This is a genomic window from Gilliamella sp. Nev5-1 (assembly GCF_001690895.1).
Classification (GTDB): Bacteria; Pseudomonadota; Gammaproteobacteria; order Enterobacterales; family Orbaceae; genus Gilliamella; species Gilliamella apicola_C.
The window spans coordinates 47,422-61,980 of record NZ_LZHO01000071.1; the positions used below are offsets into that span (position 1 = coordinate 47,422).

Sequence of the window (14,559 nt, forward strand, 5' to 3'; positions counted from 1 at the left end):
TTCCTCACTTATTTATAATGATAAACACTATATCAATAACAAATTCCTTCATACGGAATTTGAAAATATTTTCTCGCTTCATTTAACTATAAATTAGTTTAGCTACCCCTTTGAATTTAATACTTTGCACGCAATCATATTCATTTCGACAAACTCTACCCAACTATATTTATCTTTATAATTGAGTTGGTATTGTTTATCTACACGGCAAATTTCTGGTCTGTCTTCGTAAATAGTACATAATTTGGTTTGATGGTCGTAATAGAAACAAGTCCCATTACCATTATCAAGATGTTGGGTTTCTTGCGCCCGATTAACATTGCAACAACATGTCCCACATTGATAACAAGGAAATGGTGCCGCATTCATAATGATTCCAACCATGAAACTACTGATGCCATATTTGCTGCCTCAAAAGGCAATTCAATTTTTCTTCGTTCTATTTCTTCTTTTAGAATGAAACTTCGTTCTAGCTCATTATTAGTCGCGGTGAGATGTAATGTAAATGTCTCCAATTGTTGTGTATTTAAATTGAACTCTAGCTCTGCAAATTTTTTTAAGTAAGCATCTAATTCTGCATTTGCCTCTCTAAAAAAACATAATGTTTTTTGATAGTTATCTTTAAATCTATCGAGAAATGCCCAGATTTTTTTAAATAAATCCCCCTGTTCAAGATAATGATTAAATGCTAATGTTAAAATACCAGTAGCCACAGCGCTACAAAATGCGGATAATTCAGCGCCAAATGGGAAGGAAAATAATTGTGCGCATGAACTATAAATCAATGTACCGCAAATAATAGAAATTCCTGAACTTATAATTTTGCATGTTTCTTTGACTAATTCACCTAAAGATAATGAATTTGGGTTAAAAAAGATTAATTTAATAGCTTGAGTTATATGTCCCCACATTTCACGAATCATTTTTCCCAGCGTTTTTTGGGTTGTGAAGAAAATATTTGTAATAGTTGTTGTCACACTGGATAGTGCACCACTAATAGCGCCATCTTTAAAAGAATTTAAAAAATCACAAAATTTAATTTTTATACGATCCCATATAGCTTTAAAAACATCGCAAACATCAACTAGAAAATTTGAAATCGAAAATTTATTTTTATTATTTTCATAAATTGCTGGGAACTGATCTCGTAGTTCAAACCACGCTTCGGCAAGAATAAGCCCGAGCATCTGCCTAGTACCCATTTTAAAACCAGATATTACTGACTGACCAGCGACATTTATAGCAAATTTACTACTAGTGTAATAGGCAATATTGACAGTCCTTTCATATTTGGCCCGAGCCTTTTTATCTATCTCAAGCATTTTGTCAAAGTTTGCTTTTTCTCTATTTTCTAATTTTTTAAGCCTATTTTTTTCTTGATCAGTTAACAAAGGTTTCTGTTTTAATTCAGCTATTTCTTGTATAGTTTGAGCTTGTTCATTTTTTAACTTATCAACAAACTCAGTCATTGAGCTTGCTTTTTTAGATTTATTTAATGTTTCATTGGTGAAATATAAATTACTACTGTCATTAGCAAGATCAGTTCCTGATAATCCGGCTAAAACTCGACCTTTATCGTGGTGAATTTCATTTGCAGCAATAACATGATCTAGGTTTTTTTTATCATTTTGACCAAATATTTCGCCTGTATAGGCATCTTTTAAGATATTTGCTTGATGATCTTTTTTTCCTTGCCTATTTGCCTTAATATAATTTTCATGAGAATGATATGCATGTGAATCATACTGCTCAAGGTTTTCATACTTTTGTTTTTCTTTATCTGTGGCATAAATATTTTTGCGTGCATTATGAATAGTATCGACATCACCACCAACCCTGTCTTTGAATAACAAAAAATCTAAACCAAATGAAGTAACTAACGATTTGACAACGGTATTATGTAACGCTTCACACCAATCCATTTTTGTTTTGGTCATTGTTTTATCTCTCATCATTAATCTCTTTTAAAAAGATTTATTAAAATTTTTATACAGCCGGCTGTTTTTGAGCTACCCATTACTTTTCCAACAGTAACTTGATTATCTTTCATTTTTAATTCACTTTTTAAGCGTTGAAAAACTCTCCCACTGGGAGAGTTTTTTAAACTTATTTAATGTTTCATTGATAAAATATAAGTTACTACTGTCATTAATAATGAGCAGAGCAGATCATAATAATTTAGCTAAACCCAACCTATATCGTTATAAATCTCATCTGCAACCACAACATAAATCTAAATTTTACAAAATCATAAAATCTGTTTCGTCATTCTCATTTTTGAAGTTGCTATATTCATCATATTTATCACATAAAACACTATCTAAACCTTCTTGATTGATAACATTGAACCCGTTTTCATCAACTTCTATCTCTATAGCGCCATCTGAAGATGCTTCTTTAAGAACAAAAAGAGGAGTACTAATAATATCTGTCATAAGCGCTGCTAATAAATAACCGTTATGAATAATCCTAAGACTTTTTTCAGACAAGGCATTTGCTACCTTTTCACCACCATTTATTACTATTTTTTCATGCAGTTTTTTTAATTTACAAAAATACACGTTAAACGTTTTATTAATTGTGTCTAATAAAGAATGGATTTTTTCAACATAACCATTTGTACTTTGCAAATAGTTTTCACTTAAATCCATTTTTTTAATTGCTTCATCAACTTCTTTTCTAGCTTTTTTTGCATTTTCTAATGCTTTTTCAGCATGGCTTGCATAAGCCCAACCAGCAATAAGCAGAGCTGGAGCTGCTGCTGCCGCACCTAAAATCATAGCTCCACCAGCCATTCCCAAACCACCAGCAGAAAGCGCACCACCACCAATAGCAGCCATTGTTGCGTTATAAGCAGCGGCGCCTGATAAAGCAGCAATTGGAGTGCCTGTCGATGCTGCAGCAAAAGCCATTACACCACTATAAACGGCAAAACTTGCTGCAGCACCAGCTGCGCCTGATGCAACAGCCGTACCTAAAAAGTCCATAGCAGATAAAGCTAATTGTTCAATTTTTTTCAATTTATATTCTGGAATTGATAGTTGTATATCCTTATCACTGTCTTGATTCAATTTATTTAATAATTCTTGGGATATCGTCTTAAATTCGCCAAAAGATTCACCGATCTTTAGCTCTAATTCACCTAAATTTTGTAATTTTTCTTCTGTAGATTCAGAGACATTTTTTAGTTGTTTTTCTCTAACCGCATATCTACTTTTGGCTCGTTCAATAATGTCATCGGCCTCTGATTTTGTTTGATATCCATCGTATGCTTTTTTTCCACCCACAGCAGCGGCAACTGCGGCTGCACCAGCAATAATAAAAGGTATTGGCATTTTATTTCCTCATTTAAAAGTTATGTTTATTAAAAGGTATTTCATTATTTGTATTACTGTAAAAAATTAATTTGTAATTATCGTCGCTTTTTTGCCAAAACTGCGAACCCAAGCTTTCAATTCTGGTTCACTCGAAGTGGTGACGGTAAGAATGATTTCACCATTATCAATTTGTTCAATCTTTTGCCCATGACACCAAATTCGTTCTTTAACATAATTAGCTGCATCTTTTGTAAATTTAATAGAAAAAGTTCGGGGCTCGTGCCATGGCAAACCGAATGTGTTTATATTGAGCGATGATATTGAAATAGATGTAGTTTGCTTAATTAGATCTAATTTTTTTATTCGATGAATAGCTAAACAAATTGTGTGTACTAATTCTGTCGCGATATTATTTGTAATTGCACCATAAACATATAGCGCATTATTCATTGCAATTAATTTTTGGGGTACAAAATAATAGCTTTTACCTTCTTTACTATCACTAGCGATATAATGAATATGACAAAAGAATTGTTTTTCAATACAGTTTAATATGTTTTCAATTAGATCAAGTTTTTCTGTATAATCAATTTGACCTTTACTCAAAAAAACAATCGATTTGCTCATTGGTGAGCATTTGGCTGAATCAGACTCTAATAACAGCATAGAAAATTGTAGTAATATTTTATCAATACGTTTTATCACTTCTTCTGGAAGAAATGGTTTTGATAGCTCTTGACATATACTAAGATATTGCAACTCTTGATAATCTAACCCAAGTGTATTTTTATGCCTAGCCTGCAGGCGATACCAGCGACGATTTTTTTCTGTACCAGTTTGAAAACATTCTGGATTAGCTTGTTCTATTTCAAACGCTAACCGAATAACTGTTTGAGGAGAACAATTAAGAGCTTTCACCAAATCTGATTGGTAATGAGGCTTATTTTCTGATAGTAAAATGTGATACATTTTCAACAACTTTTGTCCTGCACTAACATTTGGATCTTTTTTTCGTGCCATTTTCTATTTACCTATCGTGATCCCTTATCAAATCGCAATATTGTGCTTTTTCTTTTAACAGTTAATTTTTATAAGGCAATATACACCTTCATTAAATATAGTATTAAATTAACAAATTGTTTTTCCAAACTACGGAATAAAAAAAGAATTTTTTAAAAAAGGAATCATTACTTTTAAATCGATTATTAGTGAATTACGGGAAAATGTCATATTGTTTATTTCGATCAATTTTTGGTTATTGATCGCTATCACCGATCAATTCTTGATCAATGCTAATAGGCAAATCTAAACATATTTTAAAACGCGATTGTTCTTTTAGGATAATAACAATCGCTGCTTAAGATAATTTAGAAGTTTTTTGATCAGCTTCATGACTACGACATAACCCACATTAGTGAGGTTAGTTAGCAGAGGTTAATTGGGTTGACAAGCTAGAATTGTCTAATTCTGTCTTGAGCCAGCATTAGACGTAAAAAAACCAGCTTTTAGCTGGTGCTCTTTCTAGAAAATTGGTGCCAGTGGTCGGACTCGAACCGACACGCTTTTAAGGGCGGCGGATTTTGAATCCGCTGCGTCTACCAATTTCGCCACACTGGCACTAAACGTGAAAACAAGTAAACGTTGGCATTATACTGAGCTTTACTATATCTGCCAACAGATATTAGCTGTAAGGCATTTCATTTGCCTAAAAAACAAGCTACCACTTACGTTTCCAAGCAGGTAATTTTTTAAGAATGATATAAGCTGTTTGTTTAGCTACGGCTTTATCTACATTGTGATTATTGGCATATTGTAATGCAACTTCATACCATTTTTCGTCAAATGTTTTCATTGTGCCGTCTTTATGAGCACAATGCTTACAATAACTTTTCGACATATCAAGTAGCGGATAGTCACTAATTGCGGTCATTGGCATGCCACAGGCAATACACATTTTCATGTTTTAGATTCCAATTAGATTAAAAAGGTAGTTAAATAATTGCCTGCCTTATCTTGCTAAAAATCCTACTCCTAGTTAAACAAAATTACAAGATAGCATTAAAAATAGATACGTTTATCTTAAAAATTGAGCTCAATTTGTGATGTAACTGGATTTAATTGCTGATGCTGGTGTTGCTGTTGTGATAATAGATAACGTCGTCTTAACGCCCGTTGTTTGCACAAGCGTAAGATTTCTTGTTTTTGCCTATCATTAAAGGTTAACCATTTAAATCTTTCTTCTCTGGAACGATAACAGGTAATACAATAACCTTGTTTATCTGTTTGACAAACACGCTTACAAGGACTTGGAATATCAAAAAATTCTATTTGATCCAACTTATCATTTCCCCTTTAGGCGACACCAAAATTGACTAATGTTCTTTTAACCCTAAACCTTTACTTAGCACTTTAAAACAGCCATCGCAATCGTGTCTCGCAGCATGGAGTAATGTTTGCGTTGGTGCATGAATTAATTTATTGGTTAAACGATGTGAAAACTCAGCAAAAACATCATCAATATTGGCACCTTGTTTGATCGCATTTAAAGCTTTTATTTGTAGCTCACGTTTAATACTTTCAGCATTACTACGATACTGCTTAACATAAGCAACCGCATGTCTAGCCTTAAGCCAACTTATAAAATGTTCTGCTTGCTCTTGAATAAGGTATTGCGCCTCTTTAGCGGCAATGGCTCGTTGCTCTAAATTACTTTCAACTGTTTTTTGTAAATCATCAATAGTATAGAGGTGTACATTATCAAGTTGATTAACCTCTTCTTCAACATCACGGGGAACCGCTAAGTCAATAAATAACATTTGACGATAATTTCTAGCCTTCAAGGTTCGTTCAACCATACCTTTACCAATAATAGGTAGGGGGCTCGCTGTTGAACTAATCACAATATCAACATCCTTAAGTCGGTTAGCAATATCAGGCAATGAAATGATTTCTGCATCAATATCAGAAGCCAGTTTCAATGCTTTTTCGCGAGTTCGATTGGCAATAATAACTTGATTAAATCCATGTGGCTTTAAGTAACGAGAGATAAGCTCTATCGTTTCCCCTGCCCCAACAAGCATAATATTTAAACTTGAGGTATCAACAAAAAGATGGCGAGCAACTAAACAAGAAGCATAAGCGACAGATGCAGTATTTGCACCAATATTGGTTTCACTACGAACCATTTTGGCTACATGAAATGTAGTTTGAAAAAGCTTTTTTAATTGAACAGACAAACAAGCTTGTTGTTGAGCAAAACGATATGCTTGTTTAACTTGCCCTAAAATTTGTGGCTCACCAATGATCATAGAGTCTAAACCACTTGCCACTGCCATTAAATGTTCAACAGCACCTTGTCCATCATGCCAATAAAGTGAATCTCGATAAAGATTAATATCAATATGATGAAATTGCCCTAACCAACTTTCGACAGATTGTTTTAATCTTAGATAGTCAGTTGGATGTTCATAACTAAGATAAATTTCTGTTCGATTACAGGTAGATAAAATAGCACACCCTTCAACCAAAGGGTGCTGGTATAGGCTGTATAGCGCTTTATCGACAATCTCAGTAGGAAAAGCAAGCTTTTCTCTTAAAGCGACTGGCGCAGTTTTATGATTAACACCAAAAATTGTAATTGACATTGCATCGCTTCTTTTTGTAGGTTCTGTTAGGTATAATTATTTTATTAAGCGTTTCTTTAAAATCTGTATTATACATAAAAAACCACAAAGGTTCTTTTTCTTATTCGGACAATTATCAGTTATAATATTGCAATCTTTGAAACTAACAACTAAAGAGTTATTTCATGTCTAAAATTAAATATGCTTTTATTATCATGCTGCTTTTACTTATCACCGCATGCCAAGCAACTAAATCACAAAATACGGCATCAGTTGAACAACAATGGCAAGCACATCAACAAAATCTCAAGCAAATAAATGCATTCCAAGTTAAAGGCAGTATAGCTCATATAAGCGATAAATCTCGAAATTATGGTCGATTTTTAATTACCCAACAGTCAACAGATAATTACGAAGTCAAATTAACTACACCTGTTGGTACCAACATTTTGACGTTAAGAGTGGAGCCTGACAATGTTCTATTGGTTGATCAAAATGGTGGAAGCTATCAAGATGTCAATATTAAAAATCTTATGAAAAAAATATCTAATGTAAACATCCCGCTGAATTCTTTACATAATTGGTTAAAAGGATTTTCAGACAACGTAAATACAGACAAAATAGATAATGCTGGGCGATTAACTTCAACTGTATTTATGCAAAATAATAACAAATGGACATTAAAAATTCCAAGTTATGCGACTTACACCTATAAAAATAAAAAGATTGACTTACCTGCAGCGATTGAGCTTACACATGATGATGAAGTTATCCGCTTAAAAATTAGTAACTGGGTTTTGCGATAACGGGTAATAATTATGAAACAATGGTTATCGCCAGCTAAATTAAATTTATTTTTGTATATTACTGGTCGTCGTGCTGATAATTACCATAATTTACAGACATTATTTCAATTTATTGATTACTGTGATAACTTATCATTTACCCTCCGCCAAGATGATCAAGTTAACCTATTGACATCATTTGCAAATATTCCAGACGATAAAAATCTAATCATAATTGCCGCAGAACGATTAAAATCTTATGTCAAACTAACAAAACTAGGAGTAGACATTGTCATTGATAAAAAGATTCCAATGGGTGGTGGTCTTGGCGGTGCCTCATCTAATGCCGCAACGGTATTAGTTGCGCTTAATCAGTTATGGCAATTAAATTTATCACTGGATGAATTAATTGAAATTGGCCGCACAATTGGCGCTGATGTGCCCATTTTTATTTATGGACATGCTGCGTTTGCTGAGGGGATTGGCGATCAATTTTCCCCTATAGATATTCCTGAATATTGGTATCTAGTTGCTTATCCTAATATTGAAATATCTACAGTTAAGGTATTTAATGATCCTGAATTAACCCGTGATACGCCTATCCAGAATATAACTGATTTGCTTTCTTTACCGTTTAGCGAATTTAAAAATGATTGTGAAAATGTCGTTCGAAAACGTTATCCAAAGGTAGATAATATTATTACTTATCTTTCACAATATGGCACAACTCGATTAACTGGCACTGGAGCATGTGTTTTTACACAATGCGAATCTAAACAACAAGCTTTAGCGATTCAATCAAAGCTTAAAGCACTATCAGTTCATAGTTTTGTGACTAAATCATTAAACGTTTCGCCTTTATATGAAAGTTAAACAAACACTTTAATCAACAAATATCATTAACTGGTAAATTGAAAGAGCTTACAAAGCATTTTTTACTATATATATTAACTTAACTATTGATGGCTTACATACTTATGATATTAATATATTAAGTTATAAGTATGGCTAGATTTCAGTATGATATTATGGTTTCGTTATTGCAACAAAAAAGATTGCAGGTATATAATGAAACATTGGCAACTCTTATAGAAAAGACTTAGAGAGCATTTAAATGAATCAGTTACAACAAAAACTTTCATTAATTAAAGACAGTATTCTTACCATTCCCAATTACCCAAAAGAAGGGGTATTATTTCGCGATATCACCAGTTTACTTGCTGATCCTATTGCATTTAAAACTACTGTTGAGTTATTAATTGATCATTATCGTAATAAAAAAATTGATAAAGTCGTTGGCACAGAAGCTCGAGGCTTTATTTTTGCAGCACCAATTGCGCTAGCACTGGGGGTTGGCTTTATTCCCGTTCGTAAGCCTAACAAATTACCTCGTCACGTATTTAAAGAAGAATATCAACTTGAGTATGGTACAGATACTTTAGAAATCCACACTGATGCCATTAAACCCGGTGAGCGTGTACTCATTGTTGATGATTTACTGGCTACAGGTGGAACAATAGCTGCAACGGCTAATTTAATTCGTAAGGCAGGGGGTATTGCTGAAAATGCCGCATTTGTAATAAATCTACCTGATCTAGGGGGTGAAACAAAATTAGCTGATATGGGGATTGATTGCTTTACTTTAGTTAATTTTGATGGTGAATAAGAATTATCATTAAGGGCACATTTGGTGCCCTTTTTTCATTTTAAATGCCGTTACCTCTTGTTCTTTCTTAAATAAAAGTAATTAGTTAATTTTACCGCATACAAAATAATAAATATGCATTTCTTCCTTTCATTTCATTTAAATTCAAATATTTAATTAAAATAAGACATTAACAATAAATATTTAAAAAATGAATATAAATACACTTTTCTACTTGATAAGGTTTTAAAAGTGAATTATTATTCAACAATAAAGCATAATTAATCAATTAATTTAAAGAGGGATGAAATGAAAAAATTTAACCATATTATTGCAAGAACACCTGCCAAATCTCTTATTAATGGTTTAACCTTATCAAATTTAGGTAAGCCTGATTATAAAAAAGCTCTAGAACAGCATAACAATTATATTCGTGCATTACAGCATTGTGATGTAGATATTACCATTTTACCTCCCGATGAACGCTTTCCTGATTCGGTATTTGTTGAAGATACGGTGCTTTGCACGCCACATTGCGCCATTATTACAAGACCAGGTGCTGAAAGTCGCCGAGCAGAAACTGAAATTATATCAAGTACAATTGAGCGGTTTTATCCTAATAAAGTTGAACAAATTACCGCACCAGGTACCGTTGAAGCAGGTGATATTATGATGGTGGAAGACCACTATTACATTGGTTTATCAGCAAGAACCAATCAAGCTGGCGCTAATCAAATGATCGCTATTTTAGAAAAATACGGATTAACTGGCTCGGTTGTTGAACTCGAAAAAGTGCTCCACCTAAAAACAGGTTTAGCTTATTTAGAAAATAATAACTTGCTAGCCGCAGGCGAATTTATCACTAAACCTGAATTTCAGAAATTTAATATTATTGAGATCCCAGAACAAGAAAGTTATGCTGCTAACTGCATCTGGGTAAATGATCGGGTAATTATGCCTGCTGGCTATCGAATAACTAAAGCTAAAATTGAGCAACTTGGTTATCAGGTTATTGAAGTGGATACCTCGGAATATCAAAAAATTGATGGAGGGGTAAGTTGCATGTCGTTACGATTCTAATCTATCGATATTAATCAAACCTAAAACCACATAATAAGACGACAAGATGAATACACCAGCAAGAAAAAAACTAGGCACCCTCCCCCTCACACTGTTGGTGGTGGGTAGCATTGTAGGAAGTGGGATTTTTAGCCTACCACAAAATATGGCCGAAGGGGCTGGGACTGGAGCTATTTTAATCGCATGGATAATAACCCTATTTGGCATGCTAATGTTAACACGCATATTCCAGTATTTATCGATTCGATTTTACAAAATCAACGATGGTTTATACGGCTATGTGCGAGAAGGCTTTGGTGACTATATCGGTTTTAATGCCGCATGGGGTTATTGGATATCAGCATGGATGTCGTGCACCAGTTACTTAGTTATTTTATTTAGTGCATTAGGATCTTTTGATTGCTTAAGCCTCTTTGGTCACGGCACTACGTTGCCAGCTGTTTTTACTGCTATTTTATTATTATGGATAGTACATTATTTTGTACTAAAAGGAATATATCGAGCTTTTTTATTAAATTGCCTTGTTACGCTGGCTAAAATTGTACCCATCAGCTTATTTATCGTTTGTATTAGCCTTGCATTTAAAATTTCGACATTCAAAATAGACTTTTGGGGAACACCACAGTTAGGCTCAATTATAAAACAAGTTGAGAACACCATGCTCTATACCGTTTGGGTTTATTTAGGCATTGAAAGCGCAACGGTTTATGCGGCAAGAGCCAAAAATATCATCAGTATTAGCCGTGCAACCTTTTTTGGCTTTGCCATTACTAGCCTATTGCTTGTTTGCGTATCAGTATTATCTCTTGGTATTGTGCCACAACAAGAACTTGCCCAAATGAAAAACCCATCAATGGCTTCAGTGATTGAACGTGTCATTGGTAGCTGGGGAGCAACCCTAATTAATATTGGTTTAATTGTATCGGTTAGTGGTGGATTATTATCGTGGTTAATGCTAGCAGCTGAAATGCTATTTTTAAGTGGTCAGGGCAACCAGCACACCGTGCCAAAATGCTTTGGCAAGCTTAATAAAACTGGCACGCCTGCTAACGCATTATGGTTAACAACGAGCTTCATAACAATTTTGCTGATCCTTTCTCACTTTTACCAATCGGGCTATAATACCTTAATCCAGCTATCAACCTCAATGGTGCTCATCCCTTATTTACTTGCAGCACTTTTTGTTTTCAAATTAGCTATACAAAGGCGTAAAGTCTATTTAATCATAATAGGTGTATTTGGATCGACTTATGGAGTATGGCTAATTTATGCTGGCGGTATATCTTACTTATTACTGTCGATGATACTTTATAGTATAGGGCTATTTTTTTACCTCTATGCTAGAAAACAACGCTCTTTACCCGTATTTAGTTACTTTCACGACAAAGTGTATGCCTTTTTCATCATCACACTTGCGCTAATTGCCATTGTCTATTTTTATATATTACCAAATTAAATGGTCATTGAGATGACATCTGGGTGCTATTTTCGAAATAGGTAGAAATCAGCTAACAACTGCCTAAATGATTGCGAATAGCACCCATCATCATCTCGCATACAAAGTTGATCCTCAATGATCAAATCAGCTCGGCTTAATGAAAAAGCCATCAACGCCAACGAAAAATCTTTTTTACTCGAATACCTAACATTCATCACTTGAGTTAAATATAAAAAATTTGATTCACACAAAAATCTAAAATGATTTGATAGATGATAAGGCAAAACTAAGCAAAATTGCCCTTTTGGTGTTAATAATCGTTTAACAGCATTAATCAATTGCTGATAACTCAAACTCTCGGTATAACGAGCTAATTGCCTTTGTATATCTCGGCAATCTACAGCCGATTCAAAATAAGGTGGATTGCTTACAATTAAATCATAACAAGCTGGTTGATCAAGCCGAAATTGATTAATATCTGCATGCTTGGCGCAAATAGAATAAAATGAGGCTTGTTTGCTATTTTCATTACATTGTGCAATAGCATGATGATCAATATCAATTGCGTCAATCTTGCAATGCGTATTTTCTAACCGTTGAGCTAACATCAATGCAATTACACCACACCCCGTACCAATATCTAACACTTTTTGTGGAATAACCTCAATGGGAACCCATGCCCCTAATAAACAACTGTCAGTTGTAACTTTCATAGGGCTTTTATTGTGTGCAACAAAAAAACGTTTAAAGGTAAAACCGTCTTTTCTCAAAGGTGTTTGGTGGCTAGCTATCATGGTTAAATTTCTTAAACAGTGGTTTATTTGATGCAATCGCATCAGCCCAACGAGTAGGTTCAGGTAATCGATAACCTCGTAAACATAAATTTACCCATTTTAATGCACTATCTTGACTTATTCGATGACCAGCCGAAATAAATAAAGGATTACAATTATCTTTACTACACAATACCCAGCCAATTTGTTCTTGCTGATCTTGCAATGGTGTTACACTACCTGCCCGTTTTGACAATGGCTCAAACTGACCACATAATCTTTTTTTAGCTACACCAATTGTTGGCATATCTAGTAATAAACCTAAATGACTTGCAATACCTAAACGTCGAGGATGAGCAAAACCCTGTCCATCGACTAACAATAAATCCGGTTTCTGTATTATTTGTTGCCATGCCTCAATAAGCGCAGGATATTCACGAAAAGATAAATAACCAGGAATATAAGGAAATTGCGTCTTTATTCGAGCAATATGATATTCCACAACATTAAAATCTGGATAAGTAAGAATAACAATAGCCGCTCGGGTAATATCACCACCATTTTCAAAGCCCACATCGGTTCCACCAATAAATTTAACGGATTGATTAAACGCATCTGTTAATTTAATTTGCTTGGCTAACGTCTGTTGAATTTGTTTTAATTGTTGTAAATTGATAGACATTTTAAATCTGCTGAGTATGATTAACCGCAATGAACCAATTGTAACAAATTAATATGCCATATACATTAGTAAATCCAATCAACTTAACAGAAGAAATCAAAAAAAGCCGCTTTATTGTTAATGCTGCACCAGTTACCTCTGTCGAGCAAGCAACCGATTTTATTAATCAAATAAGCGATCTCAATGCAACACATAACTGTTGGGCTTGGAAAATTGGGCAGCAATACCGTTTTAATGATGATGGTGAACCGACAAGCACCGCTGGACGCCCTATTCTTTCAGCTATTGAAGGACAAGATTGCGATCAAATTGCGGTTGTTGTAACTCGCTACTTTGGCGGAATAAAACTAGGTACTGGTGGGTTAATGCGAGCCTATGGCGGTGCAGCCAGTCACTGCTTACAACAAGGCGAACTTATTGAACTCATTGCCCGTATTACGCTTCAATTTCACTGTTATTATAGCGAATGGCCAATTATTGAAAATCGCCTAAAAGAACTTGGGGCCTTGATTGAACAACAAGATTTTGATGCCGAAGGTGTTAAAGTAGCTATAGGAATAACACAAGACAAGTCCCAATTATTACAAAAGACTCTCTGTGATATCACCCGTGGGCGCGTTATTATCGAGTTATAAAAAAGAGAAAAATTAGTTCACCCTTTCTACCTATACATATAGGTATCATCGAAAAAACGCCATTTTTCATTAACGTTATTGAGCTATTATTGAATTTAGCCAACACCCTCTTATGAAGGTTATTATATGAATAATATATTGTTATTCGATTTATTATCGTATACAATTTGTTTTTTTAAATGGAGAGAAGTCATACGAAACAAAGGTATTGCTTATTTATTGTGGTTCTTTTTTGGTCTTATGGGTATCCATCGTATGTATTGTGGTAAGTGGATAACAGGTTTTGTTTGGTTATTTACTTTTGGAGTTTTTGGAATTGGTTGGTTTTTAGATCTTTTCCTAACTAGTGGTATGGTTGATTATGTTAATTTAATTGATAATTCTAAAATCAATAAACCACAAAATGTTACAGTAAATGCATTCATCAATAGTGATAAATAATATAGGTAATACAGCAATAGGTAATTAAGCCACTCAAAATTGCTATTTTTACGCATTATATTAAATATGTCCCATTAAAACAGCATAACATATTGTATAAAATTGACTTTATGTTGTTTTAATGGTATAAAATCATACTA

General features: G+C 33.9%; 16 protein-coding genes and 1 tRNA gene. 7 read left to right on the plus strand and 10 right to left on the minus strand.

Features of this window, described 5'->3' with window-relative positions; genetic code table 11:
- Nucleotides 1-102 precede the first annotated feature (102 nt).
- The 8 genes from A9G41_RS09800 to hemA form a co-directional block, all read right to left on the minus strand.
- Nucleotides 103-384, minus strand: coding sequence for a YkgJ family cysteine cluster protein (locus A9G41_RS09800; RefSeq protein WP_218057985.1), 282 nt, complete (start codon nucleotides 382-384; stop codon nucleotides 103-105).
- A complete protein-coding gene (locus tag A9G41_RS09805; RefSeq protein ID WP_065582676.1) occupies nucleotides 366-1,937 on the minus strand; it encodes a cobalamin adenosyltransferase in 1,572 nt (523 codons plus the stop codon). The genes A9G41_RS09800 and A9G41_RS09805 overlap by 19 nt, the downstream gene beginning before the upstream one ends.
- Before the next feature lie 303 nt (nucleotides 1,938-2,240).
- Nucleotides 2,241-3,335, minus strand: a complete 1,095-nt coding sequence (locus A9G41_RS09810; protein WP_075539607.1) for a chemotaxis protein — start codon at nucleotides 3,333-3,335, stop codon at nucleotides 2,241-2,243.
- Nucleotides 3,336-3,401: 66 nt separating this feature from the next.
- Nucleotides 3,402-4,337: a WYL domain-containing protein gene (locus A9G41_RS09815; protein ID WP_065582638.1), complete on the minus strand. Its 936-nt coding sequence runs from the start codon at nucleotides 4,335-4,337 to the stop codon at nucleotides 3,402-3,404.
- Nucleotides 4,338-4,847: 510 nt separating this feature from the next.
- Nucleotides 4,848-4,934: transfer RNA gene (locus tag A9G41_RS09820), tRNA-Leu, on the minus strand.
- Between the two features lie 100 nt (nucleotides 4,935-5,034).
- Nucleotides 5,035-5,277, minus strand: coding sequence for a zinc ribbon domain-containing protein (locus tag A9G41_RS09825; RefSeq protein ID WP_065567530.1), 243 nt, complete (start codon nucleotides 5,275-5,277; stop codon nucleotides 5,035-5,037).
- A 119-nt stretch (nucleotides 5,278-5,396) separates the two neighbouring features.
- A complete protein-coding gene (locus tag A9G41_RS09830) occupies nucleotides 5,397-5,654 on the minus strand; it encodes a DUF1289 domain-containing protein (RefSeq protein WP_065567531.1) in 258 nt (85 codons plus the stop codon).
- A 35-nt stretch (nucleotides 5,655-5,689) separates the two neighbouring features.
- A complete protein-coding gene (gene hemA / locus A9G41_RS09835) occupies nucleotides 5,690-6,961 on the minus strand; it encodes a glutamyl-tRNA reductase (protein ID WP_065582637.1) in 1,272 nt (423 codons plus the stop codon).
- A gap of 164 nt (nucleotides 6,962-7,125) precedes the next feature.
- Here hemA and lolB point away from each other — a divergent pair, with 164 nt between their 5' ends.
- The 5 genes from lolB to A9G41_RS09860 all read left to right on the plus strand — a co-directional run bounded on the left by lolB (nucleotide 7,126) and on the right by A9G41_RS09860 (nucleotide 11,906).
- Nucleotides 7,126-7,746 carry a lipoprotein insertase outer membrane protein LolB gene (gene lolB, locus A9G41_RS09840; RefSeq protein ID WP_065582636.1) on the plus strand — a complete coding sequence of 207 codons (621 nt, stop codon included), beginning with the start codon at nucleotides 7,126-7,128 and terminating at the stop codon, nucleotides 7,744-7,746.
- Between the two features lie 9 nt (nucleotides 7,747-7,755).
- Nucleotides 7,756-8,598, plus strand: a complete 843-nt coding sequence (ispE, locus tag A9G41_RS09845) for a 4-(cytidine 5'-diphospho)-2-C-methyl-D-erythritol kinase (protein ID WP_176700465.1) — start codon at nucleotides 7,756-7,758, stop codon at nucleotides 8,596-8,598.
- Nucleotides 8,599-8,839: 241 nt separating this feature from the next.
- Nucleotides 8,840-9,391 carry an adenine phosphoribosyltransferase gene (gene apt, locus A9G41_RS09850; protein ID WP_065582634.1) on the plus strand — a complete coding sequence of 184 codons (552 nt, stop codon included), beginning with the start codon at nucleotides 8,840-8,842 and terminating at the stop codon, nucleotides 9,389-9,391.
- Nucleotides 9,392-9,679: 288 nt separating this feature from the next.
- On the plus strand, nucleotides 9,680-10,450 hold the full coding sequence (gene ddaH, locus A9G41_RS09855) for a dimethylargininase (protein WP_065582633.1): 771 nt from the start codon (nucleotides 9,680-9,682) through the stop codon (nucleotides 10,448-10,450).
- Nucleotides 10,451-10,496: 46 nt separating this feature from the next.
- On the plus strand, nucleotides 10,497-11,906 hold the full coding sequence (locus A9G41_RS09860) for a basic amino acid/polyamine antiporter (RefSeq protein WP_065582632.1): 1,410 nt from the start codon (nucleotides 10,497-10,499) through the stop codon (nucleotides 11,904-11,906).
- A 26-nt stretch (nucleotides 11,907-11,932) separates the two neighbouring features.
- Here A9G41_RS09860 and A9G41_RS09865 read toward each other — a convergent pair whose 3' ends face one another.
- Nucleotides 11,933-12,682 (minus strand): tRNA1(Val) (adenine(37)-N6)-methyltransferase, encoded by a 750-nt coding sequence (locus A9G41_RS09865; RefSeq protein ID WP_065582631.1) that lies wholly within the window; start codon nucleotides 12,680-12,682, stop codon nucleotides 11,933-11,935.
- Nucleotides 12,672-13,343: a deoxyribonuclease V gene (gene nfi, locus A9G41_RS09870; RefSeq protein ID WP_141675230.1), complete on the minus strand. Its 672-nt coding sequence runs from the start codon at nucleotides 13,341-13,343 to the stop codon at nucleotides 12,672-12,674. The genes A9G41_RS09865 and nfi overlap by 11 nt, the downstream gene beginning before the upstream one ends.
- Nucleotides 13,344-13,396: 53 nt before the next feature.
- On the opposite strand from nfi, the gene A9G41_RS09875 reads away from it, so the two are divergent.
- Both A9G41_RS09875 and A9G41_RS09880 read left to right on the plus strand, forming a co-directional pair.
- A complete protein-coding gene (locus tag A9G41_RS09875) occupies nucleotides 13,397-13,978 on the plus strand; it encodes an IMPACT family protein (RefSeq protein WP_065582630.1) in 582 nt (193 codons plus the stop codon).
- A gap of 126 nt (nucleotides 13,979-14,104) precedes the next feature.
- Nucleotides 14,105-14,419, plus strand: a complete 315-nt coding sequence (locus tag A9G41_RS09880; protein WP_218057983.1) for an NINE protein — start codon at nucleotides 14,105-14,107, stop codon at nucleotides 14,417-14,419.
- Nucleotides 14,420-14,559 lie beyond the last annotated feature (140 nt).

Excerpts from the sequence above, each read along its gene's own strand:
- A9G41_RS09800 (WP_218057985.1), bottom strand. The coding sequence starts at position 384 with ATGGTTGGAATCATTATGAATGCGGCACCATTTCCTTGTTATCAATGT.
- A9G41_RS09805 (WP_065582676.1), bottom strand. The coding sequence starts at position 1,937 with ATGACCAAAACAAAAATGGATTGGTGTGAAGCGTTACATAATACCGTT.
- A9G41_RS09810 (WP_075539607.1), bottom strand. The coding sequence starts at position 3,335 with ATGCCAATACCTTTTATTATTGCTGGTGCAGCCGCAGTTGCCGCTGCT.
- A9G41_RS09815 (WP_065582638.1), bottom strand. The coding sequence starts at position 4,337 with ATGGCACGAAAAAAAGATCCAAATGTTAGTGCAGGACAAAAGTTGTTG.
- A9G41_RS09825 (WP_065567530.1), bottom strand. The coding sequence starts at position 5,277 with ATGAAAATGTGTATTGCCTGTGGCATGCCAATGACCGCAATTAGTGAC.
- hemA (WP_065582637.1), bottom strand. The coding sequence starts at position 6,961 with ATGTCAATTACAATTTTTGGTGTTAATCATAAAACTGCGCCAGTCGCT.
- lolB (WP_065582636.1), top strand. The coding sequence starts at position 7,126 with ATGTCTAAAATTAAATATGCTTTTATTATCATGCTGCTTTTACTTATC.
- apt (WP_065582634.1), top strand. The coding sequence starts at position 8,840 with ATGAATCAGTTACAACAAAAACTTTCATTAATTAAAGACAGTATTCTT.
- ddaH (WP_065582633.1), top strand. The coding sequence starts at position 9,680 with ATGAAAAAATTTAACCATATTATTGCAAGAACACCTGCCAAATCTCTT.
- A9G41_RS09860 (WP_065582632.1), top strand. The coding sequence starts at position 10,497 with ATGAATACACCAGCAAGAAAAAAACTAGGCACCCTCCCCCTCACACTG.
- A9G41_RS09865 (WP_065582631.1), bottom strand. The coding sequence starts at position 12,682 with ATGATAGCTAGCCACCAAACACCTTTGAGAAAAGACGGTTTTACCTTT.
- nfi (WP_141675230.1), bottom strand. The coding sequence starts at position 13,343 with ATGTCTATCAATTTACAACAATTAAAACAAATTCAACAGACGTTAGCC.
- A9G41_RS09875 (WP_065582630.1), top strand. The coding sequence starts at position 13,397 with ATGCCATATACATTAGTAAATCCAATCAACTTAACAGAAGAAATCAAA.
- A9G41_RS09880 (WP_218057983.1), top strand. The coding sequence starts at position 14,105 with ATGAATAATATATTGTTATTCGATTTATTATCGTATACAATTTGTTTT.